At 43.0% G+C, this 25,691-nt stretch carries 19 protein-coding genes; 10 read left to right on the forward strand and 9 right to left on the reverse strand.

Features of this window, described 5'->3' with window-relative positions; genetic code table 11:
* Positions 1-93: 93 nt before the first annotated feature.
* From BC751_RS03595 to BC751_RS03605, 3 genes are all read left to right on the forward strand, one after another.
* Positions 94-3,225: a WD40/YVTN/BNR-like repeat-containing protein gene (locus tag BC751_RS03595; protein WP_130274365.1), complete on the forward strand. Its 3,132-nt coding sequence runs from the start codon at positions 94-96 to the stop codon at positions 3,223-3,225.
* A gap of 21 nt (positions 3,226-3,246) precedes the next feature.
* Positions 3,247-3,867 (forward strand): thiamine pyrophosphokinase, encoded by a 621-nt coding sequence (locus tag BC751_RS03600; protein ID WP_130274366.1) that lies wholly within the window; start codon positions 3,247-3,249, stop codon positions 3,865-3,867.
* A 72-nt stretch (positions 3,868-3,939) separates the two neighbouring features.
* A complete protein-coding gene (locus tag BC751_RS03605; protein ID WP_130274367.1) occupies positions 3,940-4,173 on the forward strand; it encodes a hypothetical protein in 234 nt (77 codons plus the stop codon).
* Between the two features lie 306 nt (positions 4,174-4,479).
* On the opposite strand, the gene prmC is transcribed toward BC751_RS03605, so the two are convergent.
* Genes prmC through BC751_RS03620 form a run of 3 tightly spaced genes read right to left on the reverse strand, consistent with a single transcriptional unit; the run spans position 4,480 to position 5,966 of the window.
* Positions 4,480-5,322 carry a peptide chain release factor N(5)-glutamine methyltransferase gene (gene prmC, locus BC751_RS03610; protein WP_130274368.1) on the reverse strand — a complete coding sequence of 281 codons (843 nt, stop codon included), beginning with the start codon at positions 5,320-5,322 and terminating at the stop codon, positions 4,480-4,482.
* Positions 5,323-5,331: 9 nt separating this feature from the next.
* Positions 5,332-5,682: a magnesium citrate secondary transporter gene (locus tag BC751_RS03615; RefSeq protein WP_130274369.1), complete on the reverse strand. Its 351-nt coding sequence runs from the start codon at positions 5,680-5,682 to the stop codon at positions 5,332-5,334.
* The gene (locus BC751_RS03620; RefSeq protein WP_130274370.1) at positions 5,682-5,966 is read right to left on the reverse strand and encodes a hypothetical protein; all 285 of its coding nucleotides are present in this window, start codon (positions 5,964-5,966) and stop codon (positions 5,682-5,684) included. Before BC751_RS03620 ends, BC751_RS03615 begins: the two co-directional genes overlap by 1 nt.
* A 78-nt stretch (positions 5,967-6,044) precedes the next feature.
* Between BC751_RS03620 and BC751_RS03625 the strand changes: the two genes are divergently transcribed.
* The 4 genes from BC751_RS03625 to BC751_RS03640 all read left to right on the forward strand — a co-directional run bounded on the left by BC751_RS03625 (position 6,045) and on the right by BC751_RS03640 (position 10,864).
* On the forward strand, positions 6,045-7,241 hold the full coding sequence (locus tag BC751_RS03625) for an RsmB/NOP family class I SAM-dependent RNA methyltransferase (RefSeq protein WP_130274371.1): 1,197 nt from the start codon (positions 6,045-6,047) through the stop codon (positions 7,239-7,241).
* Positions 7,242-7,342: 101 nt separating this feature from the next.
* A complete protein-coding gene (locus BC751_RS03630; RefSeq protein ID WP_130274372.1) occupies positions 7,343-7,783 on the forward strand; it encodes an ABA4-like family protein in 441 nt (146 codons plus the stop codon).
* Between the two features lie 583 nt (positions 7,784-8,366).
* Complete coding sequence (gene guaB / locus BC751_RS03635) at positions 8,367-9,845, forward strand: IMP dehydrogenase (RefSeq protein WP_130274373.1); 1,479 nt, start codon at positions 8,367-8,369, stop codon at positions 9,843-9,845.
* A 140-nt stretch (positions 9,846-9,985) separates the two neighbouring features.
* A complete protein-coding gene (locus tag BC751_RS03640; RefSeq protein ID WP_130274374.1) occupies positions 9,986-10,864 on the forward strand; it encodes a PIG-L deacetylase family protein in 879 nt (292 codons plus the stop codon).
* Positions 10,865-11,428: 564 nt separating this feature from the next.
* Here BC751_RS03640 and BC751_RS03645 read toward each other — a convergent pair.
* The 6 genes from BC751_RS03645 to BC751_RS03670 form a co-directional block, all read right to left on the reverse strand.
* Positions 11,429-12,931, reverse strand: a complete 1,503-nt coding sequence (locus BC751_RS03645; RefSeq protein WP_130274375.1) for a S10 family peptidase — start codon at positions 12,929-12,931, stop codon at positions 11,429-11,431.
* Between the two features lie 93 nt (positions 12,932-13,024).
* Complete coding sequence (locus BC751_RS03650; RefSeq protein WP_130274376.1) at positions 13,025-14,476, reverse strand: aldo/keto reductase; 1,452 nt, start codon at positions 14,474-14,476, stop codon at positions 13,025-13,027.
* 2 nt (positions 14,477-14,478) lie between these two features.
* Positions 14,479-15,951, reverse strand: coding sequence for an APC family permease (locus tag BC751_RS03655; protein WP_130274377.1), 1,473 nt, complete (start codon positions 15,949-15,951; stop codon positions 14,479-14,481).
* A 322-nt stretch (positions 15,952-16,273) separates the two neighbouring features.
* Complete coding sequence (locus tag BC751_RS03660; protein ID WP_130273823.1) at positions 16,274-17,581, reverse strand: IS1380 family transposase; 1,308 nt, start codon at positions 17,579-17,581, stop codon at positions 16,274-16,276.
* A 226-nt stretch (positions 17,582-17,807) separates the two neighbouring features.
* Entirely contained in the window at positions 17,808-18,488 is a 681-nt protein-coding gene (locus tag BC751_RS03665) for a DUF2306 domain-containing protein (protein WP_130274378.1), read from the reverse strand.
* Between the two features lie 85 nt (positions 18,489-18,573).
* Positions 18,574-19,437 carry a LytTR family DNA-binding domain-containing protein gene (locus BC751_RS03670; protein ID WP_130274379.1) on the reverse strand — a complete coding sequence of 288 codons (864 nt, stop codon included), beginning with the start codon at positions 19,435-19,437 and terminating at the stop codon, positions 18,574-18,576.
* Between the two features lie 187 nt (positions 19,438-19,624).
* Here BC751_RS03670 and BC751_RS03675 point away from each other — a divergent pair, with 187 nt between their 5' ends.
* From BC751_RS03675 to BC751_RS03685, 3 genes are all read left to right on the forward strand, one after another.
* On the forward strand, positions 19,625-20,353 hold the full coding sequence (locus BC751_RS03675) for a glycosyltransferase family 2 protein (RefSeq protein WP_130274380.1): 729 nt from the start codon (positions 19,625-19,627) through the stop codon (positions 20,351-20,353).
* A complete protein-coding gene (locus tag BC751_RS03680; RefSeq protein ID WP_130274381.1) occupies positions 20,346-22,598 on the forward strand; it encodes a lipid-A-disaccharide synthase N-terminal domain-containing protein in 2,253 nt (750 codons plus the stop codon). The genes BC751_RS03675 and BC751_RS03680 overlap by 8 nt, the downstream gene beginning before the upstream one ends.
* A 158-nt stretch (positions 22,599-22,756) precedes the next feature.
* On the forward strand, positions 22,757-25,687 hold the full coding sequence (locus BC751_RS03685) for a DEAD/DEAH box helicase (RefSeq protein ID WP_130274382.1): 2,931 nt from the start codon (positions 22,757-22,759) through the stop codon (positions 25,685-25,687).
* The last annotated feature ends 4 nt before the right edge of the window (positions 25,688-25,691 follow it).

The following is a 25,691-nucleotide window of genomic DNA, read 5'->3' on the forward strand; positions in this document are numbered from 1 at the left end:
TTTATTTGATTCCAACCAATAATTTCAAAGGAATTGTCCAAATTAAGCGCCGGTTTATTAAATTGATCAGTTTTCAAAAACCACCAGCAAAACATGAAAAAAATCCTGAGTATTTTCCTGGTCCTCCTCGGATTTCAGGTAATGGCACAAGACCTTTTTGATGCCTCTAATCCAATCAAATACCGAAACATTGGACCTTTTCGTGGGGGGCGTTCCGTGGCCGTTAGTGGTGTGGTCGGAGATCCGATGACCTATTACATGGGTACTACGGGAGGAGGGGTTTGGAAAACCACAGATGCCGGCCAAAAATGGGAAAATATCTCTGATGGATTTTTTACAACCGGTTCGGTGGGTGCCATTGCAGTATCAGAAAGTCATCCCAGAATCGTATTTGTTGGAATGGGAGAGCATGCACCACGAGGCGTGATGACTTCCTATGGGGATGGTGTTTATAAATCCACAGATGCAGGTAAGACATGGAAAAAGATGGGGCTGGAAAAAACGCAGCACATTTCCCGCATCATCATTCATCCCGAAAATCCGGAGATTGTCTATGTAGCTGCCCAAGGGGCACTGCATGGACCAAATGAGGAAAGGGGGGTATACAAATCTACCAACGGAGGAGAAACCTGGGAGCGAGTACTTTTTGTGAACAGCTTGAGCGGTGCAGCAGAACTGTCCATGGACATGAACTTTCCGGATGTCCTATATGCAGCCATGTGGGAGCATCAGCGCTTACCCTGGAAGGTGATTTCGGGTGGTGATGGAAGTGGACTTTACAAGTCCACGGATGGTGGCAAAACCTGGAAAAAACTGCAAAACGGCTTACCCAAGGAAATGGGCAAGATGGCAGTTGCAGTATCCCGTGCCAATTCTGACAAAGTCTATGCCCTGATAGAAAGCGATTCTGACAAAGGGTTGGGAGGATTGTTTGTCTCAGAAGATGGTGGGGATAGCTGGAGCAAAGTCAGTAGTGACAACCGCCTAGTTCAGCGTGCCTGGTATTACATTGAGGTATTCCCGGATCCCAATGCAGAAAATACAGTTTATGTGCTGAGTGCTCCGGCCCTGCGCTCCATAGACGGCGGAAAAAACTGGGAAGTATTGGCTGACGCCCATGGGGATTACCATGATATGTGGATCAATCCACAAAATTCCAAAAACCTGGTCATTGCAGATGACGGAGGGGCAGCCATCAGTTTTGATTTTGCACAAAATTGGTCCAGGCAGGACAATATGCCTACCGCCCAGTTTTATCGCATCAATACCGACAATCAATTCCCTTACAGGATCTATGGAGGCCAGCAGGACAATACCTCCGTGGTCATCAATAGCCTTGCGCTGGGAAGGGGCGGAATTACCCAGGAACACTGGAATTACTCTGCCGGAGGGGAATCTGCCTTTTTGGCCTTTGACCCGGACGACCCACGCTATGTATTGGGAGGAAGTTACTTGGGCACCATTGAAGTGTTGGACACCAAATCACAGGCCTCCACCAACATCATGATTGAGCCCATCCTATACCTGGGCAGGGAAACCAGTGACATGAAGTACCGCTTCAACTGGAATGCCCCTATCATCTGGTCGCAGCATGAACCGGGTACTTATTATCACGCTGCGCAATACGTCCTGAGGACAAGGGACATGGGCAACACCTGGGATGTGATTTCCCCTGACCTCACCAAGAATGAAAAAGAAAAGCAGGGAAAAGGCGGTGGCCCTTACACCAATGAAGCCGTGGGTGCGGAAAATTATGGTACTATTGCCTATCTTATTGAATCTCCACATGAGAAAGGAGTTTTCTGGGCCGGAAGTGATGATGGACTGGTTCACCTTACACGCGATGGAGGGAATACATGGATCAATGTAACACCTAAAGGACTGCCTGAGACCCTTGTGAATGCCATTGAAGTTTCCCCTCATCATCCAGGAACTGCCTATATTGCCACTACGCGCTATAAATTCAACGATTATACCCCCGCCATTTACAAAACCTCCGATTACGGAAAAACCTGGACCAACATCAGCAGGGGTATTCCTTATGGGGCATTTACCAGGGTAGTTAGGGAAGACCCCAAGGTGAGGGGTTTACTTTTTGCCGGAACCGAAACGGGTATTTACATTTCCAAAAATGACGGAGCCAATTGGGAGCCTTTTCAGTTGAACATGCCGGTCACACCCATTACGGACCTGAAGATTGCCCACAATGACCTGGTAGTAGCTACCGCAGGAAGATCCTATTGGATTTTGGATGACCTCAATGTGGTCAGGGAGTTGAAAAAAACAGTGGATAAGCCCATCCTCTATACACCGGATGATGCCATCATCGGTCATTGGTATTCGGCAATGAACAGCAATTCGGCTACAGGAACTGATGCCTTGGAAGGAGTCAATCCTGCCAATGGAGTGGTCATCTATTACCATCTACCGGACAACATAAAAGAAGACCTGAGTTTAGAAATGGAGATCCGGGATGAAAAAGGGCAATTGGTCAGAAAATTCAGCAGCAAAGCAGATCCCGATTTCAAAAACTATGACGGTGGCCCTTCCCCTGATCCGGTAATGACAGTGAAAAAAGGACTGAACCGGTTAGTTTGGGACATGCGCTATCCAACACTTCCGGGTATTCCTGTTGCCTTTATCGAAGGGAGTTATAAAGGCCATAAAGTGGTGCCGGGAACTTACAGTATCCACCTAAAATCCAGCGCAGGAGAGTCCTCGACTACTGCCAGGGTACTGGACAATCCTTTGTTTGAAACCAGCCCCGAACAGTATGCGGAATACCATGCCTTCATGATGCAAATGGAAACCGAACTGACTGAAATGCACCACATGGTCAACACCCTCATGGATTACCAAAGCCAACTCAGTGCTTTTCTGGGACGTATCAAGGAAGATGCAGACAGGAAATCCCTCTATGAGGAAGGACAAAAACTCCTGACATCTCTGCAATCTTGGGATGAGGATATGGTGCAGCGCAAATCAAAAGCTTATGATGATGTGGAAAACTTCCCCAATAAATTTACGGCCAATTACCTTTTCTTGATCAATCAAACAGAGAGTCCAATTCCAAGGGTCAGCCAAGGATCCAGAAAAAGACATGCAGAACTTTCAGCTCAATGGGCAGAACTGAAAGCCCAAGGTTCAAACCTGATGGGGAATGCTATCCCGGCTTACAACAAATTGCTCCAGGAAGCAGGGATTGGGGTTTTATTTGTGAAATAAGAGAATCCATAAATTTGCAGCATGTCCTCACATCATTTTGTCAAAGAACAACAGGAACCCGCTCTGGTAATCTTAAATACCAATGGGGTTCCCTTTGATTTGATCGCGCCGCTCTTGGAATGGGTGCCCACCGTTTTGGTAGCCCAGGAGGAGGTGTACACGGTTATTTCATGGGGCATCAAAATTGACATTATACTTGCTGATCTGGAATTCCAAAGATCCCATTACAAGCTGCTGGAAGAACAATACCCGGTAAGATTTCTTGGCGTGCAACATAAAAATTACCTGGAAGAGGCCCTTCAATACCTCATTGCCTCCAAGCATGGGGCAGCCAATATCGTCGGCTTTGACCACCAAAAAGTCTCTGAATTGGAGCCTATGTTGGAATTCATAGATTTGGTGATCTGGGATGGTCCGGTGAGGTACTTTCCGGTCAAAAATGGAAACTTTAAAAAATGGTTTACTGCTTGTGATATACAGCTCCTCGCTCCCGAAGGTAGTTTAATAGAAGTCAAAAATGAGGAAGGAATCCAAGTTCTGAAAATCCACTCCGATAACAGGATAACCCTTCCGGAAGGAAACACCTGGTTTCATTCTAATGGACTGTTTTGGATTGGAGAGTTTTTTAACACATTTCCTTAACCTATTCAAAAACGGAACCTGAACTTCCTAAAAAATTGTTATTTTTATATCATCGATATTGGATATTAAAAAATGGACATCTCTCTAAAATATAGAATCATAACAGAAATAATCAATACGGAGGATGAAAAGGTCCTGAACGCAATCAAAAAGCTCCTAAATATTGAGGTAGACGTTGATTTTTGGGAAGAATTAAGTGAAGATGAGCAAAAAGCTATTGAGGAGGGGTTGGATCAGCTTGATAAAGGCAATTATGTTTCTCACCAATCTGTCCGAGATGAAATCAAGAACCGTTTTAACTTTTAAAAGTGCCTTTGAAAATTAGATATTCTTTACGAGCAAGGGACGAAGAAATTGAATTGTTGGAATATATTATTCAAAAGTTTGGTCATGGCAAGGCCAAAGAGGTTTTTGAAAAAATTGAAAAAACGCAAAGTCTCATTTGCCAAAATCCTGAAATGTATAAAGTTTCAAATAGGAGAAAGGACCTCTGAAAATGTGTTTTCAGCAAACAAACAAGCATTTATTACAGGATTAACCAAGATTACCTTGAAGTAGTCAGCTTTAGATCTAACTACAAAGACCCCAAAAAGCTAAATCTTTAATTTGGAATTAAGCAATCCAAAGTCCCACTACCATCCTCTCCCTGTCATTCAGGTCTTTCAACACCCTGACTTGGGAATAGCCCAGGCTCTCCATGAGTTTTTGGGTATCTAGCCCCAAAGCTTCATTGATTTCAAAGTAAAGTTTACCGCCCTGCTTCAATACCTTTCCTGCCTTTAACGCAATCTCCCGATAAAAAAGCAATGGATCCTCATCGAAGACAAAAAGGGCCAAATGGGGTTCATATTCCAGCACATTTTGATGCATTTTTTCCTTTTCTGAATACCTTACATAAGGGGGATTGCTGACCACTATATCCAGGTTTTCAAATGGAATATCTTCCTTCAAGATATCCAGTAAGCGGAAATCCACAGCAGCATGATGGACAAATGCATTTCTTTTGGCCATCTCCAAGGCCTCAGGGCTGATGTCCACTGCAAATACCTGGGGATGGTTCATTTCACGGGATAAGGTGATAGGAATACAACCCGAACCTGTTCCGATATCCAGAATCCGCAATCCCTCCCCTGGGTTTTCTTTGATGATCAGGTGCACCAACTCCTCTGTTTCATTCCTAGGTATCAAAACTGCAGGACTTACTTCGAATTCCCTGCCATAAAATGGAGCAGTGCCCAGAATGTATTGGATTGGCTTGCCTTTAAGCAGTTGATCCAGTGCATCCTGCAGTGCTTCGGGAAGTTTTTCTATCTGTTCATCCCGGATGATGTCCATTCTCTTTTTCCCGAGAAATTCTTCAAAAAGCCAGATCACCAAGCTTTCAGCTTCCTCCAAGGGATAGAGCCCGGCCAATTTATCCACATATTCCTTAAACAACTTCCTAATGCTGATCATCTATGCATCTTAACGGTTAATCAAACGGTAGAACAACAGGCAACCCAATCCGTACATCAGCACATCAATAGGGTCAGCCACATAAATATCGGACCATTTGGGCAATAAAAATTCAAACAGGAATGAAAAATACAGCCATCCAACTATTACCTGAACAGGGGTAAACCTGAATTTTGTCTTCTTGGGATGTATCCATTGGAATACCTGCAAAGTAATACCGAGAACTACAGGCATGGCCAAGAGGTCATCCAGATAGGCATGAATAAAAGGAAGGTAAATTCCCTGTACTTTTTCCAGGTATTGATTGACCCAAAACAAGAGGCAGGCCACAACAAAGTATGGGTTTTTGAGAACAGACATTATCCCGGCAAGACTGCTATCAACCAGGCTAAAAAGGTAAGAATCGCCATGTAAATCGTGTAAAAAAGGTTACCTGCCCTTTTCAAAAAGACCATTACGGGCCCATCAGTTTCTTTGATATCAAAAATCCATTGCTCTTTATTGGCCTTGCTGTCCCTTTCCCGGATTTCATGATATTCCAAATCCCTTCCACCAAGCGGTTTTCCACAATGCTCACATTTATCCTTGATATCCGTAGTCCAATTGGACCATTCCCCACAATGAGGGCATTTTTTCTGTCCCATGCCCAAAATTAAAAAAGCTTTCCATAAGATGGCAATGAAACCCGTCCTTTGCTGCTGAGGATTGCCTATCTTTGCAGCATGAAATTATTTCCCAATACAGTCAAAGGAGTGGTCCAGGCCATTGATGAAATCTTTAACCATAACCGATATGCGGACAAAGTCATAGAAAAAGTCCTGAAGTCCAACCCCAAATGGGGTGCAAGAGACAGAGGATTTGTGGCAGAATCGGTTTATGAAATGGTTCGCTGGTGGCGGCTGATCAATGAAGTGAGCCCAAGTAAAGACCTTTACCATTTATTTGGCACTTATTGGTTACTGCAGGGAAACGCCCTCCCGGATTGGAAGGAATTCCAAGGTCTTGACCCTAAAAAAATCAAAGAGAAATACGAAGAGATAAAAGATAAAAGAGCTATAAAGCAGTCCATTCCTGATTGGTTGGACCAAATGGGATCCGAACTCCTAGGGGAAAAATGGGACAAAGAAATCGATACGCTCAACCAACAGGCTGCAGTAGTACTCAGGGTAAATACCCTCAAAATCAGCAGGGAAGGGCTAATGAAAAGATTGGCTGAGGATGGCATTGAGACATATGCACCCAAAGGGTACAAGGATGCGCTGGTCCTTGCCAAAAGACAGAATATTTTCAAGCATCCGGCCTTTAAAGAAGGACTATTTGAAGTTCAGGACGCCTCCTCCCAATTGGTAGCTGCAGCCCTTGAAGTGGAACCGGGCATGCGGGTGATCGATGCCTGCGCCGGCGCTGGTGGAAAATCCCTGCATCTTGCTGCACTGATGAAAAACAAGGGACGTATCATCTCCATGGATGTTGAAGGCTGGAAACTCCAGAATACTAAATTAAGGGCCAGAAGAAACGGTGTCAGCATCATTGAACCAAGGGTTATTGAGGACAGCAAAACCATCAAAAGGCTCCGTGAATCCGCTGACCGGGTCTTATTGGATGTACCCTGTTCAGGATTAGGGGTGCTCAAAAGAAATCCGGACACCAAATGGAAACTCAGTCCGGAATCCATCCAAAAAGTGCAGGGCATTCAGCAGGAAATTTTACAAAACTATTCTTCCATGGTAAAGCCCGGCGGACTTATGGTATATGCCACTTGTAGCATTCTGCCTTCTGAAAATCAGCTTCAGGTAGAAAAATTCCTTGCTTCAGATAAGGGAAAAGCATTTGAACTGCTGGAAGACCGGAAAGTATTGGCTCAGGAAAGCGGTTTTGATGGGTTTTACATTGCTAAGCTCAAAAGAAAAGAATCATAAAGTCTAAAAAAGCCAACAATCCGGAAAAGATTCCCTGCCAAAAAGCAGTTGATTAGTGAGATTTTTGTGTAAATTTCAACTAACACAAAAACACCAACACCATGACCACCCTTGAAGCCGTATTTGGTATGGCCAGCCTTTTGGCCATTTTTTCCTGGATTGCCTTGTTTATTTTCTATCCCAGAAAATGGATTTATCAAACCCTTTTCTCAGGTACCTTGATAGTCCTGGCACTTACCTATTTGTTTTACCTCTTTCAAGGCTTTGGGAGCCCAGAGGATTTCAACTTTGATAGCTTGGAGAAAGTCAGGGCTGCTTTTCAATCTGATGAAGCGCTTTTGGCAGGTTGGATCCACTATTTGGCTTTTGACCTTTTTGTAGGCATGTGGATAAGTAAAGATGCCTGGGAAAAAGACCTGAGCAGATGGGCAGTTCTTCCCTGCTTGCTCTTTACCTTTATGATGGGCCCGGTTGGTCTCTTGATCTATTTCATCGTTAGAGCCATCAAAACCAAGCAGCTGAACCAAAGTCCTTATCATTGATGAACCTGATTGGGGAAATATTTCAAAGAAATAAGGCTTTATCAAGATTTGGCCTATTCAACGTTGTTATATTTTCAACTTGTTGATCGTCTCCTTTTTGGATTCCAGAATGCTTTTGGGAGCCAATCTCTGGCACAAGCCCATGAAGTTTGCATTATCCATTGGGCTCTTTTCTTGGACCATGGCCTGGTTTTTAGCTTAAATTTCTCAAAAAGCAAAAGTCAAAAAAATCCAATGGACCATAATCCTGATGATGGCCAAGAGGGTATTTTCTTTTTGAACTGGGCCAAAGGCTATATTGATCTTCGTATTTTTCATTTTTTGGGTTTACATGCCTTACAGCCAATCCTTCTTTTTGCCTGGTTCTTTGCCAAGGAAAATGCTGGTTTTAACACTGCTCTTTACTTTTCTTGCTACGAATACGCTTTGGGTGGTGATTTTTTGACAAGGTAACCCAAATAAAATTTGCTGTTGGCAAAAAAAAATCCCGAAAACTTTAAATTATTTCGAAATGGGTTTGATTGCCAAGCGAAAATGTTTGTATCTTTGACGGGCAAATAGGGTAACCTAACCATTATTTGCCATGAACAAAAATACTGATAAATTCCTCTTCGAAGCACTCACCTACGACGACGTGCTTCTCGTCCCTGGGTACTCAGAAGTACTTCCGCGCGACACCAATACCTCCACCCAACTCACCAAAAACATCAGGCTTAACATTCCTTTGGTATCCGCTGCTATGGATACCGTAACGGAAGCCGATTTGGCCATTGCTATTGCCCTTGAAGGCGGGGTGGGTTTTATCCACAAAAACATGTCCATCGAGAAGCAGGCTGCTCAGGTGAGAAAAGTGAAGCGATCTCAGGCAGGTATGATTCTTGACCCGATTACTCTGGACATCAATGCCAGGGTTAAAGATGCAGAAGCTATCATGAGGGAATTCCATATCGGGGGTATACCTGTGGTGGATGGGGACAGGGTACTTAAAGGAATAATTACCAATAGGGACCTGAGATTTATCAAAGACCCCAACGTAATGATCAAAGACATCATGACCGTTGAGGGCTTGATCACCGCAAAGGCCGGGGTTTCTCTGGAGCAAGCGGAAGAAATCTTGCAGGAATACAAAATCGAGAAACTCCCTATTGTAGATGAAGATTACAAACTCACGGGACTCATCACCTACAAGGATATCCTGAAAAGAAAAGACAAGCCACATGCCTGCAAAGATGAATATGGCAGGTTAAGAGTGGGTGCAGCGGTGGGAGTTACTGCCGATATCGTGGATAGGGTTGAGGCCCTCAAAAATGCTGGCGTGGATGTAGTGTCCATTGATACGGCCCATGGTCATTCCAAAGGTGTAATCGATACCTGTCGCAAAATCAAGGCAGTTTTCCCTGATCTGGATGTGATCGTAGGTAATATAGCCACTGCAGAAGCGGCCATTGCTTTGAAAGAAGCCGGTGCAGATGCCGTGAAAGTAGGTGTAGGACCTGGAAGTATCTGTACCACACGGGTAATTGCAGGGGTAGGTGTACCCCAATTGTCGGCTGTCTTTGAATGCGCAGAAGCATTAAAGGGCTCGGGGGTTCCGGTAATTGCCGATGGTGGTATCCGTTACTCCGGTGATTTGGTCAAAGCCATTGCAGCAGGTGCCAGCTCTATTATGATTGGGTCGCTTTTGGCAGGAACGGAAGAAGCTCCAGGAGAGGTGATCATCTATGAAGGTAGAAAGTTCAAAACCTACCGAGGAATGGGCTCTTTGGAAGCCATGGAATCAGGTTCCAAAGACAGATACTTCCAGGATGCAGAAGACAATATCAAGAAATTGGTTCCGGAAGGAATTGTAGGAAGGGTAGCATACAAGGGCTTAGTATCAGAAGTACTTTACCAATTGGTAGGTGGACTTCAGGCCGGTATGGGTTACTGCGGCACCAAAACCATAGAAGACTTACAACGCGATGGAAAATTTGTTAAAATTACCGCGGCAGGTGTTAAAGAATCCCATCCGCACGATGTAAGTATTACAAGAGAAGCTCCCAATTACTCTGCAAAGATGTAATGTGGATAAATCCAAATCCAAAGCGGCGGGAAAACCTGTCGCTTTTTTTTTAAGCGCTTGATTTACAGGAAAGGGCAATTATCCACCAAGTATTTTTGTTAAATTGAAAAACCATCCAATCAGACCTTCCTTATTCCAGTATGAAAGCACATTATACACTCGCTCTTCTTTTCCTTCTGGGGACAATATCATTTGCATTTTCACAAAATCAACCCTTAAAAATCATCATGATCGGAGCCCATCCGGATGACTGTGATATCAAAGGAGGGGGAACAGCTGCCCTTTTTGCTGAAATGGGCCATCAGGTTAAATTCATATCAGTGACCAATGGGGATGCGGGCCATATGGAACAGGGCGGCGGCATGTTAGCCAAGCGGAGGACTGCTGAAGCCAAAGAAGCAGGAAGAAGATTGGGTATTCAATATGAAGTTTTGGACCATCATGATGGTGAATTGCTGGCTACTTTGCCCATAAGATTGGAAATCATAAGAAAAATCAGGGAATGGAATGCTGATGTTGTCATTTCCCATCGTCCCAATGATTATCATCCTGATCACCGCTATACTGCTATTTTGGTACAGGATGCCGCTTACATGGTCGGCGTACCCAATATTGCTCCTGACACCAAAGCCTTGGATAAAAACCCGGTCTTCCTTTATTTCCAGGACAATTTCCAAAAACCTTATCCTTTCCGTGCGGATATCGCTGTAGATATCAGTGCTGTTTTTGATCAAAAAATATATGCCATGGATGCCCATGAATCCCAGTTTTACGAATGGCTTCCCTGGATCGGAAGGTATGAAGAGGAAGTTCCAAAGGGTAAAGAGGAAAGAATCAATTGGTTGAAATCCAAAAGATTTGGACAGGTAACTGAAGCGGCCAAAGCCAGCTTGTCAAAGTGGTATGGCCCAGAAAAAGCCACTCAGGCAAAACATGTTGAACTTTTTGAAATCTGCGAATATGGCACCCAGCCATCTGAAGCCGAAATCAGGAAATTGTTTCCTATGTTGAAAAAATGACAAGTCCAGCCTTTTTGGCTAATTTCAGGGACCACAATAGGAGAAAATGGTGTTCGGTTTTAGCCAAGGAAGAATGAGGATCTTCTTGCTTGAACCATTTGTCATCCGAACGGAGCGCAAGGCTTTTCGCCAACGAAGCGAAGGCTACTAGAAATTTGCAATTTCGGGAATCGATACTGCGGTTTTTTAATCCGCAATTTGCAAGATGTCTGCCTGAAGACTGATTAATTGGGATTTAGGCGATTATTCCTATTTTTTTTCATAAAGAACGCAAGGGTTTTCGCCAAAGCCTCAAAGTTATCCACAATAAATCTTCGTGCCTTAGCGCCTTTGTGGCAATTAATAATGAACGACTACTTGTCCCAAAAATCGGGAAAAGGAACAAAAGAAAACAAAAGAGTTCAGAACTTTCTTCGCGTCTTTGCGTGAACCCTTTGTTTTTAACCGCAGAGAACGCAAGGGATTTCGCTAGGGCCTCAAAGTTATCCACAATAAATCTTCGTGCCTTAGCGCCTTTGTGGCTATTTTATTTTGTGTCCCAAAAACCCAAGCTCTAACTTTCCATTACCTTCCCATAAACTCCCTGATATCCCTGACCAACTTCTCAAAATCAGGCCTGTGGTTGTACATCATATGTCCTCCTTCATAATAGGTCATTTTCACCCTTTCCATAGGAATATCATGCCGGGCAAAAGTATATTCGGCATCCAAAAAAGGGGTGATCAGGTCATAATAACCATTGGCCACCAGCACTTTGAGGTCCTTATTCCTCCTCATGGACTCTCCCAAGCTCCTTGCCACATTCACATAAGATGGCTCCCAATAGGCCCCTTCCGGTACTGGCCTCCAGTTCCATTTAGAACCGATACTTCCATTGGATGTCAGGTAGGGCCGGTCCATCTGTACTTTTAATGTCCTGGCAAAATAATCATTCAATGCCGCCGTATAAGCAGCATCAATACCATAACTGGACGGATCCCCCAGCGTGGGACGGTCTGCAGTCTGATCGCCTTCTTCACCCAGGTACCTTCCATCCAGTGTTCCAATCGTTTTTCCTTCCTTTCTCAAAAGTTCTTTCTTGAAACGTGAAGTAAGGATCCTATTATCTGACCTGAGTACATACTCGGGATCAAGACCAAGAAAATAAGCAATCCTGCTTGACAAAACTTTTTTATTCTCTGTGGATAATTGATTACCTTGATACAGTGCAGGCAAATAAACCTGATAAGCAAATTCCCTGGCTTCCTGTACAAAATCCTCTAATTTTTTTCCCTGTCCTGCCTTACCATGATACCAGGCTGTGGCAGCCATAGTGGGGAAATAGGTAAAATAAGAGGCGATATTATCATGTACGGAAGTACTGCCCTGATAATCCAAAGCCTGTGAAATCAAAATCAACCCATTCAAAGCCATGGCCTGTCCCCCACCTTCAAGCGCAGCGGTCACCGCAGCAGCCCTTGTAGTACCAAAACTCTCTCCAGCAATATATTTGGGGGACTGCCAGCGTTGATGCTGGGTTATCCACATTCTCATAAATTGGGCTATGGATCTGGCATCTTCGGTCAGACCCCAGAAGTCTTCATTTTTTCCTTTACCTATAACCTTTGAATAACCTGTTCCAACAGGATCAATAAAAACAAGGTCAGTGATATCCAATAGGGCCAAATCATTGTGGATAACTTCAAATGGCGCAGCCCCATCATCTTTTTTGGCATCAGAATCTACATTGACCACTTTAGGTCCAAACACGCCCATATGCAACCAAACCGAAGCTGATCCAGGTCCCCCGTTAAAAATAAAGGTAACGGGTCTTTTGGATGGATTAGGGTCTTCCTTGATATATGAAGTGGACCATAATGCGGCTACGGGCTCTCCTTCGGCATTCTTCAAATGTATCTCCCCGGCAATGGCCTTATACCGGAGTTTTACTCCATGGAAGGTTCCTTCATGATGGGTTTCGAATACAAGCGCTTCGGGAATGTCTTTTTTGTCTTCCTGAGCTTTAGCACTGAAGTTTTGGATGGACAGTGCGAAAAAGATAAAGAAAATGGTGATTTTATTGTTCATGATGTCTTGGATAAGTGCTTAATTAATGATTTAATCGATGGATCTTATTACAATTTGTCCTGAGACTGTTTTCAAGATTTATCCGCTTTGACCTCATAACTCCGCCTCCGCTTCTATCTCAACCAGATAGCCTTCTCCTACAAGCTTGGCTTCTACTAGTGTGTTGGCAGGCTGAATTCCTACAAAGCGCTTTCCGTGCGCCTTTGCCACGGGTTCCCAGCTATCCACATCATTGACAAAAATTCTGGTTTGGATTACATCCTCCAATTTTCCTCCCAAAGACACGATTGCGCCTTCAATCTTATCAAGCACAAAAGTAGCTTGGGCAGCAGGATCTTTACCACCAATCATTTTATCCCCATGCGTGGCCGTAGTCCCTGAAACCGAAATCCGGTTTCCTTTTCTCACCGCCCTGCAGTAACCAGCCATACCTTCCCAAGGGGTTCCACTGAATACTTTTACTGTGCCGCCCGGTCCATGTACCATTTCGTAAGGTTTGGGCATGGCATCCAAATGATGGCTTAGGTCACCTGAAGCAGTCAAAAATGGGGGTTTACGGTATTCATCCCCGCAATCTCCGGGAATAGGATCAAGTGCCTGAGCGGCAATGTGGATAACTTTCCTGTCTTCCTCATCCAGTTCAAAAGAAAACAGTTGTAAAGTCTCTTCAATATGGGCGCTTTGACCTAATCTGGCACCAATGATGACACCTCCTACAAAATCCTGGTCCATGATATATTTTGTCGCCACATTGGCTATGGATACACCATGTTTCCTGGCAACTTTTTCCACATCCTGAAGCAAGGACTGAAATCTGTCCCAACCTCCTGCTGCATCAATAAACCGCATATACTTCATCTGAGACCAGGTCGCGCCATTATCAATGCTGGGTTCCTCCCTTCCAAGCCATTTATCCGAAAGGAATCCGCCCGCCAAAGTTCCAAAAGCAAGAATTTTGACCCCAAACTCCCTACAGACCTCCGCCATCTCACCGGCTGCCCTGCCATCTATCAATGAATGGCAAACCTGATTGGAAACAACGGGAATTCCCGTAGCACAGACCATGCGCAAATGGGCGGCATCAAAATTGGTCAGGCCCAAGTACCCGATCAGCCCTTCTTCTTTCAATTCTTGTAACCAGAACAATTGGTCCAGCCAAACGGGATCCAGGTAATTCCAGCAATGAAACTGCAACAGATCGATTTTGGCTGTCTGAAGGCGGTCAAGTGCATGCTGTACCGCTGCCCTGACTTCCTCCTTAGTGCATTTACCCGGTTTGGGCACCCATTTGGTTAGCATTTGGCAGGGATACTGCAGTCCATATTTCTTTTGAAAAGTGCCGGCAATGACCTCTGCCGAACCATAATGGTCTGCCATATCAAAGGTACTGAGTCCAGCTTGTACATAAGGCAACATGGCTTCGGCAGTCCTGTGCGGATCCAGCAACTGACCATCCCTTTCCATATCGGCAATTTGCCATAATCCTGTAAGTACTTTAGAAATTCTTAGTCCAGGAGCCAGTTCAGTATATTGTATTGCTTTCATTTTCAAGGAAGTTGTTGGAAAAGTTTTTTTGTATCTACTCCATTTTTTTTCATGCTGCTGAATTTAACATAGAAAATCAGGGAAGCCAAAGCCATCACAATCAACCAAATGGGTGTAGAGTGAAAATACCAGGCTTCTGTCTGACTTTGAAGGTCTTTCAAGGTGTGGATAAACAGGAAAAACAGCAGCACCAAGGTGCCGGTAAATCCGATAAAGCGCCTCTTCGCCTTGCTTTTAAATATGGTAATATCTTCAGCCAATTTGGGGTTTACTTTTTCAATAAACAGTAAAGTAAGGCACATCAGCAGGAAATTAACCATCATGGAAGTGACCATAATATCAATGCCCAAAAAGAAATTTCCCGCAAAATGGCTGCCCAAGATGCCGACACTCGCCATCAAGCCGCTCAGGATAATGGCCAGATAAGGCGTTTGGAATCTTGGGTGGATTTTGGTGATCCCATGGGGAAATATACCGTCCTCTGCCCAGGCAAACATCAGTCGGGAAACAGACAATAACATGGCAGGAAGGTCATTGACCAGGGCAATTGCTGCCCCACCTACTATGATGACGGTGAGCCAGGATGGTAAAAGGTAGGACAATAAACCTGGAGCGGTGATATCTCCCTGCATGGCTTGTTCGGCTACAAAAGACCAGGGCACAGTATGATATACAGCGGCAGTGAACAGCATGTAATAGCCTCCCACAATCAAAATGGTCAATCCAATGGCCAATGGAAGTTTTTTGGTAGGTTCCTTCGCCTCTCCACCTGCCTGCGCTATGCTATCAAAACCGATAAAACTGGCAAATAACAAGGCTGCTGCCGATAAAAAAGTGGGGAGATGGAACGGTTGCTTTCCTGCATCACTGATTTGTTGGCCTGTTTTTTCAAAAACACTTTGTATAAAATCTGTGGAAGAAAAAATAAATCCGGCAATGATGACCACTCCACCCATCAAAAACATCAGCACCATCAAAGGGATAACCGTTTTTTCATAGGATTTGGCACCACGGATATTTACCCAAACAAAAACCCAGACCAATATCAAGGCCAAAGCTACCCGGATTAAACCGGTGTTTAAGGCACTGGCCATTTCTTCCCATTGCAAAGCCAGGGCAATATCCCTCAAAAAGGGAATGGTTACATAAGCCACTACACCTATTACGATGGAAAGCCCAAACCATTGGGAAAAACTGGCCACAAAACCTAAATAGGGATTAAGCCCCCTACTGGCATAAATGTAACTTCCGCCTGCCCGGGGCATGGCGGTGGCCAACATGCTGTAGGCTACTGCAGCCAGAATGGCCGGAATGGCAGCAAAAATAAATGCATGGAGGACATAAGGACCTATGCCAGGTACATGCCTTTGAATCATAAAGGGCACCACATTGATAGATGCTCCCAACATGGAACACACACCAGTTGCGATAAGGCCCATCAGACCAAGTTGTCTGCTGAGTGAAGAATTGCTCATCTGTTTGGAATTTGCAGATAAGCAAAATCTGACTTATTTCAGTCAATTCAAAGTGTATTTTTATTAAGTCCGATATTGAATAAGTAATTCCTAAAATCCGCAGGATTTTAGTTTGGAGATTTGAATCTGCTTGTTTGTGTTCATTTTTGGTCTAGTTCGGGAATTTCTTCCCTTTGATTGAAGAGTGTTCATAGTTTTGAGACAATGGATTTTAGGTTTGAGGATAAAATGGACGGTTTTTTTCCTCAATTTTAATGGAAAAGGCATACCTCTTCCCTGTAAATCTTTATTTTTTGAGCTCCTGAGGGGTTTTTATCTGAATTTAGTTCAAAATCGGCTTGTAATCCTTACTCGTGAACAGTTTGAGCACTTCTCTTCTTCCCGTTCTTATCCACTTGGCTGAAACAGTGATAAATCTGAAGATAAACTTCTTGAGCCTGTCGGTAGGCTTAAGCCAATCAACTTTTCTGGAATACTCTCCAATGATATAGGTGTAAAAATTGGCATACATAGCCGTCATAAGCATAAAGGAGGTATTCTCTGCAAGGAACGAACAGGGCAACTTAGACCAGCCAAAGTCATTGTTGAGTACATCAAACAAGCGTTCGCTTGCACCCCGGGCGTTATAAAACCTTACAACAGCTTCATTGGACGATGTATGTTCATTGGTCAGAATAGCCCTGTAAGTAAATGCATCTCCACTAAACACATCTGCCTGCCCGTCTTTACGCCTGATTCTGGTAATGACCAGCCTGTAAGACCTGTCTTTACCGAAAGGTTTGTAGTCGGATAGGTCAGTAACTTCCATTTCCTGTACACCCAAACGTATTTTCTGCCACTTCTCAGGGGCTATACTTCCAAGGATATTATCCAGTTTGGCACATCTGTTTGCCCGTATATAAAAGCTTTCGGTATGTGCTTCCAGTGTGCGGAGAACTTCTTCCTGATAGGATGCTGAATCGGCTCTGAACCTTCCGATACGGATATTTTCATTGGTAAGCTGCCCAAACATGCGTGTAAGTGTATCAGCCTGCAAATATTTGGCCTGACTGTTGCCATTTCTGCCCTCTACGTACACAGGAATGGCCTGTGAAAATTCAGGATGTGCTATGGAAGCTACACCTGGCTGATATCCATAGACGTGTTTATATGTCTTTTTTGAATCGTACTTTTCAGTTGGAATGACGGTGTTGTCATAATCGAGGTCGTAAGCAACACCTGACTTGAGTAATCCGGTCTTACAAGCTGATTTTAACAACAAGCTGTTGAGTTTTCCATTGATATTAAATTCATGGCTTACTCCACTGGACGGATTTATAAAGAGTTCTGTATCAACAGCAAGCTCTTTGATACCTCTCAGAATTGTATCGGCACTGCATACTGAAAATGAAGGGACCTGTTCAAGTGCGTCTCTCAAGTGAACATTGATATCTTCAGTACAGTCGCCACCATTAAAGAAAATAGCCATATGATTGGCGAAAATGTCACTGTATGAAAACCCTCCCCTTAAGGCTCTAACCCCCAATTGATTATCAATGAGTTCTGGGAGACCAGAATTTTTGAAAGAGTTAAAAACAAAATTAAAACCTCCGAAAGGTGTGATTTTTTCTGTCGAATTCGTAATTTTCATACCGCTTATCTAGTTTGAGTGGTATCATCTAAATAAGTGAAAAAAAACGAGCCGGAAAAGCCTGAATTGAATAAATTCAGCCACTTTTTCGGCTTTTTTTAAATCCGCCCTGCGGATTTAAGGTAATTATTAATTTCAGAGGGATTCAAAGATAAGCTTAGAATGTAAGCACTGCACGAAGCAGCAACATCTTGAGGTATTTTTAACTCAATAGTATCCCCATTCATTACTTACTGATCATGGTTTTCGGCTTCAGATGAGCATTGCTGACTTCAAACTTCCTTTGATAATAAATGATAACAGGAGTGAAAACAACGGTAGGCAAAAGCCAGGCAACGAAAACAGGGTCTGTCTGCCAGTTTTGTACCAGAAAGGCAGTGCAGGTTGCTATAAACGCCCCCATCATCCTGCTGATATGCATATTCAAAAACCAAGCCCTAGGATATGTGGATAACTTTTTTCCAATTCTCAAATCCCCAAGTAGCATTCCTGTTAACATCAAGCCAAAAACAGCAAATACGACTCCAAATCCCCCAATATTATGCCATCCAATCTGTGTGAAATAAATGGTAGGAATAATCAAGGTAATAAATCCTATCACAATGAAGGTATAATCCCAAAACCCAAACTTAATGCCCTGATTCCGCCTTAACTTCAAAAACCGGTATCCTGTCAAAGTCATATATGTACTAAATCCACCGATCATGAGGAGAAACATATTTCCCTTTGGAATGGCAATACCAAAAGCAGTAATACCAATGATTAACATGGACCAATAATAGATCTTACCACTTAGGTTATGGCCCTTCATGCCTTTTTTGAAAACTATTGCAGCGATTCCCGCAAGCAAAGCTATACTTCCAGCAGCAATGTGGATAACTAATAAGGTGTGCAAAAATTTTTCCATGGTTTTTTTATTTCAAACATAGCATAATCCCTGATGCCCTGCTTGAAATAGGGTTTTTGGACAAGATTTAGGGGTAAATGACAAGCTAACTTTCCAGCCAATCCTTAATTTGTGGCGCGTATTTTCTGGATACGGGGACTTTCTCTTGAGTCTCCTCAAAAATCAGCTGATATCCCTGGGCATTTCCTTCAATATGGGATACCTGGTTCAAATTGGCCATATAAGAGCGGTGGGTCCGCAGCACACCTATTGTGGATAAGTCTTTTTCCAAGGCCCCGAGATTATTCCTAACCAGGGTTTTCCTGAGCTGTCCTTTTTGTTGGAAACAAACTTCCACATAATTGTCCGCAGCACTGATCCACAATAGATCATCAAGGGGAATTTGAAGGCCTTCCTGTCCATATTGGGAAGGAATAATGATCCATCTATCCATTTCGTAAATTTCCTCATGCTTGGTGGAAAGCGATCTTTCCATTTGCTGGGCAACCTTCAGGTTTTCTTTTAATTTTTTCGTATAGTTCAAGAACACCAGCCCAATTATTGGAAAAACGCCCACACTCAGGGTTGCCCCTAACAAAAACAGGAATCCTTTGATGGACCAATCCGCACCTCCAAGAAAAATGGTGTAGAAATAATTGCCAAGACCAATCAACAAAAGAATGGATAAGTTTTCCACAATTTCCCTTCCTGTGGTCCAGGACTTCTCTTGAAAAAAATTGGGGAAGAGCTTTTGAGCCCCCTGCTGAAAAACAACTATGGAAGCAAATGTAATCAATCCATAACCTGCTATCCACCAGGCCTTATAGGGGGAAGGGATGACATCCAAACCAAAAGGTTGAAATACCAGAAGAAACACAAAAATAAAGGATCCGATAAAGAAACCGTGTTGTAAGCTTTTTCTAAAAGATGGTATTTCATAGGGATAGGGTTGTTTTAAAAATCCCTTCATATTGCTCAGGTTTGTTACTTAAATTTTTTGATTGGTATTTATTCCTAAATTTACAGCTTGATTTGGTACTATTTTATCTTCCGGTTCAATTTGAAGAAAGAATTGGGATTTAGGTTTGTTAGTACAGGATTCATTCCTCTTCATCCAGGTACCAAAAAAGGCAACCCAACGAAATGAAACTTATTGTATGAAGTCCATCACGGTAATTGTTCCCGTGTTCAATGAAGAGGGAAACATTTTTAGGGTCCAAAGGGCCTTGGAGGAATATATTGAGCAATCCACTTGCAAGGTTTATGTCCTCTTTGTCAATGATGGATCTTCAGACAGTTCTTTGGAGCGGATACAGGAAGTCTGCAAGGAAAACCCTCATTTTGGCTTTATTTCATTTACGAGAAATTTTGGGCTTAGCGCGGCCATAAAGGCTGGTTTTGACCAAGCCCAGACGGATTGGGTTGCTTATATTGATGCTGACCTGCAGACATCGCCAATGGATTTTTTGAAATTTGAACCTTTCATAGCCGATTACCAATTGGTAGCGGGTGAGAGGCAGGGCAGAAAAGATGGTCTGGGCAAAAAGTTTTCATCAGGTTTTGCCAATTGGGTAAGGAACAGTTTCCTTAATGACGGTATAAAGGATACGGGTTGTCCCTTAAAGATTTTCCAAAGGGATTTTGCGATTAGACTTCCTTTCTTCAATGGTTTCCACCGTTTTTTCCCGGCACTGACCCAGATTTATGGTGGCAAATTAAAAATCATTCCTATTACGCATTATCCCAGAGTGGAAGGCCAATCCAAATTCAATGCATTTAACCGCATGGTACAGCCTTTTTTAGACACTTTGCTGGTTTACCGCCTCAAAAAAAGGAATGTTCCCTATCAAACAGCCATCGTCCATAAACCTTTAGTCAATGGATAGTTTTTTGCTTATCGGAATGGGCCTGATCGCCCAAGGGCTGTTTGCTGCAAGGTTCATCGTCCAGCTGCTACAATCAGAAAAAGCCAACCGGGTGGTTTCCCCTGCCATATTCTGGCAGCTCAGCCTCATGGCTTCCTTCCTCCTCATCCTCTATGGCTTTTTCAGAAATGACATTGTGATTGTGGGAGGACAGGTAGTGGGTTATCTGATTTATATCCGCAATTTGCAGTTAAAGGGGGAATGGGAAAAACTACCCTCCGCTATCCGCTATTTTGCTTATTTTTTACCCTTATGCATGGTGATTTTCCTCGTTTTTGGTCTTGAATACAACTGGGGCAAACTTCTTGAAAACCCAGAAATAGAAAGCATGCTATTGACCTGGGGCACTTTGGGTCAGATTATATTCACCTCCAGATTTGTTGTTCAGTGGATTCATTCGGAAAAAATCAAAGAATCGGTTTTCCCCGCTTCATTTTGGTACATCAGTATTGTAGGGGCGGTGATTATTGCTGTTTATGCTATTTTCCGAAAAGATGCTGTTCTTTTCATTGGACAATCCTTTGGACTGGTTGTATATTTCAGGAATCTCCATCTCAATTTCCATCACAACGTGAAAAGATCCATTTCTCTTTTTCAAAAATTTAAGCCTTATAGACTTCAGGCTTTGCTGATTTTCACCGCTATGGTACTCTTTTTCAACCTTGGCGAATGGGGGGTTACCGAAAGCAGCGAAGCCAGGTATGCCCAGATTCCCAAAGAGATGTTGGAAACCGGAGATTATCTCCATCCTCAATTAATGGGAATTTACCATTACCACAAACCACCCATTACCTATTGGATCACAGCACTTTCTTATAAAATCTTTGGCGTCTCTTCCTGGTCAGCCAGGTTTTTCTTGCAGTTAGCCATATTACTGCAGATTTGGCTGGTCTTCAGGATCTGGAAACTGATATTTAATGAAGAAAATGGCGCTTTTTATGCGGCATTGGTCTATGCTTCCCTTCCCACGGTCATTATTGCCGGAAGGGGTCTGACGACGGATGGCTATTTGGCTACTTTTATCTTAGCGGCTTTGTTGTTCTGGTTCAGGTATTTAAAAAGTTATCAACATAAGGACTTGCTGCTATATTATTTGTTATTGGGTCTGGGTTTTTTGACCAAGGGACCTGTGGTTTTGATTGTCCCGGTAGTGCTGATGGTCGCCCAAAAATCCTTTCTTAAAGTTTCCTTTGGAAAGTTATCCACACATGTTTTGGGTGTTTTTATCTTTCTCGTGATAGGATTCAGCTGGTTTGTCATGCTTTTTCTGGAAGACAGACAGTTCCTGGATTACTTTCTATTCAAACATACCGTAGAGCGTTTTGCTTCTGATACTTTCAAAAGGAGTCAGCCCTTCTGGTTCTACATTCCCATTATCATTGCCACCGCTTTTCCTTGGTTTTTGGTGATTTTGTCCCAAGTGAGGTCAGCATGGGTGGAAAATAACAAAAAGTTGCTCAGCTTAATGGCCTGGGTTATAGTCCCCATTGTATTTTTCTCCCTTAGTCAATCCAAATTGGTTCTGTATGTCTTGCCGATTTACCCGGGAATCGCACTAGCAGCGACGGCCATCTGGCTTAAAATGAATAAAAAAACCCAGAAAAAGTGGGATAAAGCATTGTTCATATTTCAGATGCTCATCCTAATCGGGTTAAGCATCAGCTCTTTCATTGAGCCCAAACTCGTTCTGAATTATAAGTTTTATTTTGTCCTGGTAGTTACCTCAGCCGTGATTTTATCGGTCAGGTTTTTCCCCATGAGGGTGAAGGACAAAACGGTTTTCAACGCCTACATATTTATCATGGGCATCACGGCCGCATCGACTTATGTATTTATCAACAATGCAGGCATGGTAAATGATGCAAGGAATATCGTCAGTTTTATTGAAACGAATCTGCCGGAAAAAGAAAATATCCTTATATATGACAGTAGGATGCCTTCCATTTCATTTTTGTCAGACAAAAACATCATCTCTTTGTACGATGGTTCGGATGACTTGAACAGGGAAACACAGTTCGAAAAAAACGAAGAATGGAAAAAAAACCTGATCAACCTCAAGGACAAACCTGAATGGTTAATAGAAGAATGCCCTGAATCTGCAGTACTTCTGGTAAAGAAAAGCAGGTTGAACAAACCCATGGTGGCCATCCCCATGGAGCGATTTAAAAATCAATATGAACTGGATGGCTGGGTGATCTTTTATTGACCAAAAGGCCTTTAAAAATGAATTAATAATGGCAGGAAAAGCCTTTTTCCCTCTCTCTGCCTTTTTTATTGAGGATTTTTTTGAGTAATTTTCGAACTAATTTGATTTCTAAACTTGAGTCACCGATTGATTTTTGTTGGTGATTGATTTGCAGCACCATGAAAGTTTCAGCAGAGCAGCCTTTTCAGCTTGTTTACTCTTTGTTCAGCCATGAGTTCCTTGGGCTCTTGTTTGAATCCTTTGTTGTCCAGCTTGATGAAAAAGGAAGATTATCCTTTGCCCATCAGAATATTTCCTCCATCAATGCTCCAGAGTTTGGGTCTGGTCTGGATGAAACAGATTATAAGCTCATCAAGTGGATGGATGAAATGCAGCAAGATGCAGTAGTTAAAAGGTTTAACCATAAAAAATTAAAGCCAAAGGAGTTTCTCAGAAAAATATATGAGCCGAAAATGGAAAATAAAGCCATTCAAGAATTGATAGAAATCAAATTGGAAGGCTTGAGAGCAAAAATTTTGGAAAACCTCCGCGGAAAAAGACTTTTTGAAATGGGCAATGATGGAAATCCCATCTGGAGGGAAATAGAAATCATGCCTCAAAAAGCATCAGTGCTATTTCATTTCAGGAGAAATGAGGACAATACCCATTATTTCCCTACCGTCAAATACGAAGGTGAAAAACTGGAATGGCAGTACAAAAATGCCTATCTGGTCTGCTATGAACCCGCTTGGTTGGTGGCTGACTATAAGCTTTACAGTTTTAAGAAAGGGGTAGATGGTAAAAAATTACTGCCTTTTCTGAACAAAAAATTCATTGAAATCCCCAAAAAGGTAGAAGAACAGTATTTCAGGAAATTCGTCACTCAATTGGTAACTTCTTTTGATGTCCATGCAGTGGGTTTCGATATCAAAGTGGAAAAAAGCGAACCACAAGCCATTCTTTACCTTAGCGACCTTCCCTCTGCGCCAAAAACTGACCTTTTTGGCCATGCTTTAGAAGAGGCGGAGGAGGAAAAGATTGTTTTTGATCTCCAATTCCAATATGGACCTTACACATTCCGATCGGAAGACCGAAAGGATACTAATGTGGAGCTGGAAAAAATCGGAGACCATTATATTTTCCATAAAGTCATCAGAAATCCTGAAAAGGAAAAATCCTATGGGGAATTCCTCAAAGACCTCAACCTTCCTGTCAAATCCGGCAGGTATTCGCTGTATAAATCCATGGCCTTTGGATGGATCAATACGTACAGGGATAAATTGGAGGCCCAAGGAATAGCCATCCACCAAACAAGCACAACGAAAGGGAAAAAATATTTCCTTGGAAACGCCAGAATTTCAGTGGAAGTCAAAGAAAACATTGACTGGTTTGATGTACATGCCATTATCAAATTTGGTTCTTATGAAATTCCTTTTCAAAAACTTAGGAAACTACTGCTTCAGGGCAAAACTGAATTGGAATTACCTAATGGAGAGATTGCAGTGATTCCCAATTCCTGGTTTGTCAATTATTCCGAAATGTTTGCCTTTTTGGAAGAGCAGGAGGATGAAAAATCATCCGGCCTTGTCCTAAAAAAGCATCATATTGCACTTGCCCAGGAACTTCAAGAGGGTAATTTGCTCCAATTGACACTGAGCAGGAAACTGCAAAAGTTGAGGGATTTCAGCCAAATAGAGGATTATGATTTACCGCTGACTTTCAAAGGTGAACTGCGCCCCTATCAAAAAGCGGGTTACAATTGGCTGAGATTCCTGAATGAATACCGTTTTGGTGGCTGTCTGGCAGATGACATGGGTCTGGGAAAAACCGTTCAGACCCTTGCACTTTTGGCCCATGAAAAAGAAGCACATCCGGAATCGACTTCCTTGCTGGTCATGCCTACCTCACTGATTTACAATTGGGAGTTGGAAGCAAGAAAATTTACCCCAGGTTTAAGAATTTTGACCTACACAGGAACCCAAAGGATAAAGGACAGCAGCAGATTTGCCAAATACGACCTGGTCCTGACTTCTTATGGCATCGCCAGGATGGATGTGGATATCTTAAAAGAGTTCTACTTCAATTATATCATTTTGGATGAATCCCAGGCCATCAAAAACCCGGGAAGTATTATTTCCAAAGCAGTCAATGAGCTCAATTGCAGGCAAAAATTGATCCTGACAGGCACTCCTGTGGAAAACGGAACCATGGACCTCTGGTCCCAGATGAATTTTATCAACAAGGGACTGCTCGGAACACAGGGCATGTTCAAAAAGCAGTTTTTACAGCCTATTGAAAAGAAAAATGACATGGACAAGGCTGCCAAGCTCCATGCCATGATCAAGCCTTTCATCATGCGTAGACTGAAAAGTCAGGTGGCTACCGATCTGCCTGAAAAGGTAATCAATGTCAAATATGCAACCATGACCCCAGAACAGGAAAAAGCCTATGAAGAGGTCAAAAGTTACTACCGGGAAAAAATTGTCAGCGAAATGACACTTCCAGGCCTTAGAAACCAGCAGTTTACCTTATTGAGAGGTCTGACCCAGTTGAGGCAGATAGCCAATCATCCCAAGCTTGTGGATAAACATTATAAAGGGGATTCAGGTAAACTTGAGGATGTTATCCACATGTTGGAGGCTACAGCAAGTGAAGGACATAAGGTGCTAGTTTTTAGCCAATTTGTCAGACACCTAGCCATTGTCAGGGAATACCTGGACGGTGAAAATATCCCTTATGCCTACCTGGATGGGGCTACCAAAGACCGTCAGGCTCAGGTTAAGGCCTTTCAGGAAAACGAGAAAATAAAAATCTTCTTGATTTCCCTCAAAGCAGGAGGAGTGGGGCTTAACCTGACCAAAGCAGAATATGTGTTTCTCTTAGATCCTTGGTGGAATCCTGCGGTCGAAGCACAGGCCATAGACAGGGCACACCGTATCGGACAGGAAAACAAGGTTATGATTTATAAATTCATCACCCACAATACGGTAGAGGAAAAAATCATGGCTTTACAGGAAAGGAAAATGGCATTGGCAGGTGAATTGATCAGTACGGAAGAAAGCTTCATGAAGAGCCTTAGCAAGGAGGATATTGAGGCTTTACTTTCCTAATTTG

It is taken from the genome of Cecembia calidifontis (assembly GCF_004216715.1).
In the GTDB taxonomy this organism is placed as follows: Bacteria; Bacteroidota; Bacteroidia; order Cytophagales; family Cyclobacteriaceae; genus Cecembia_A; species Cecembia_A calidifontis.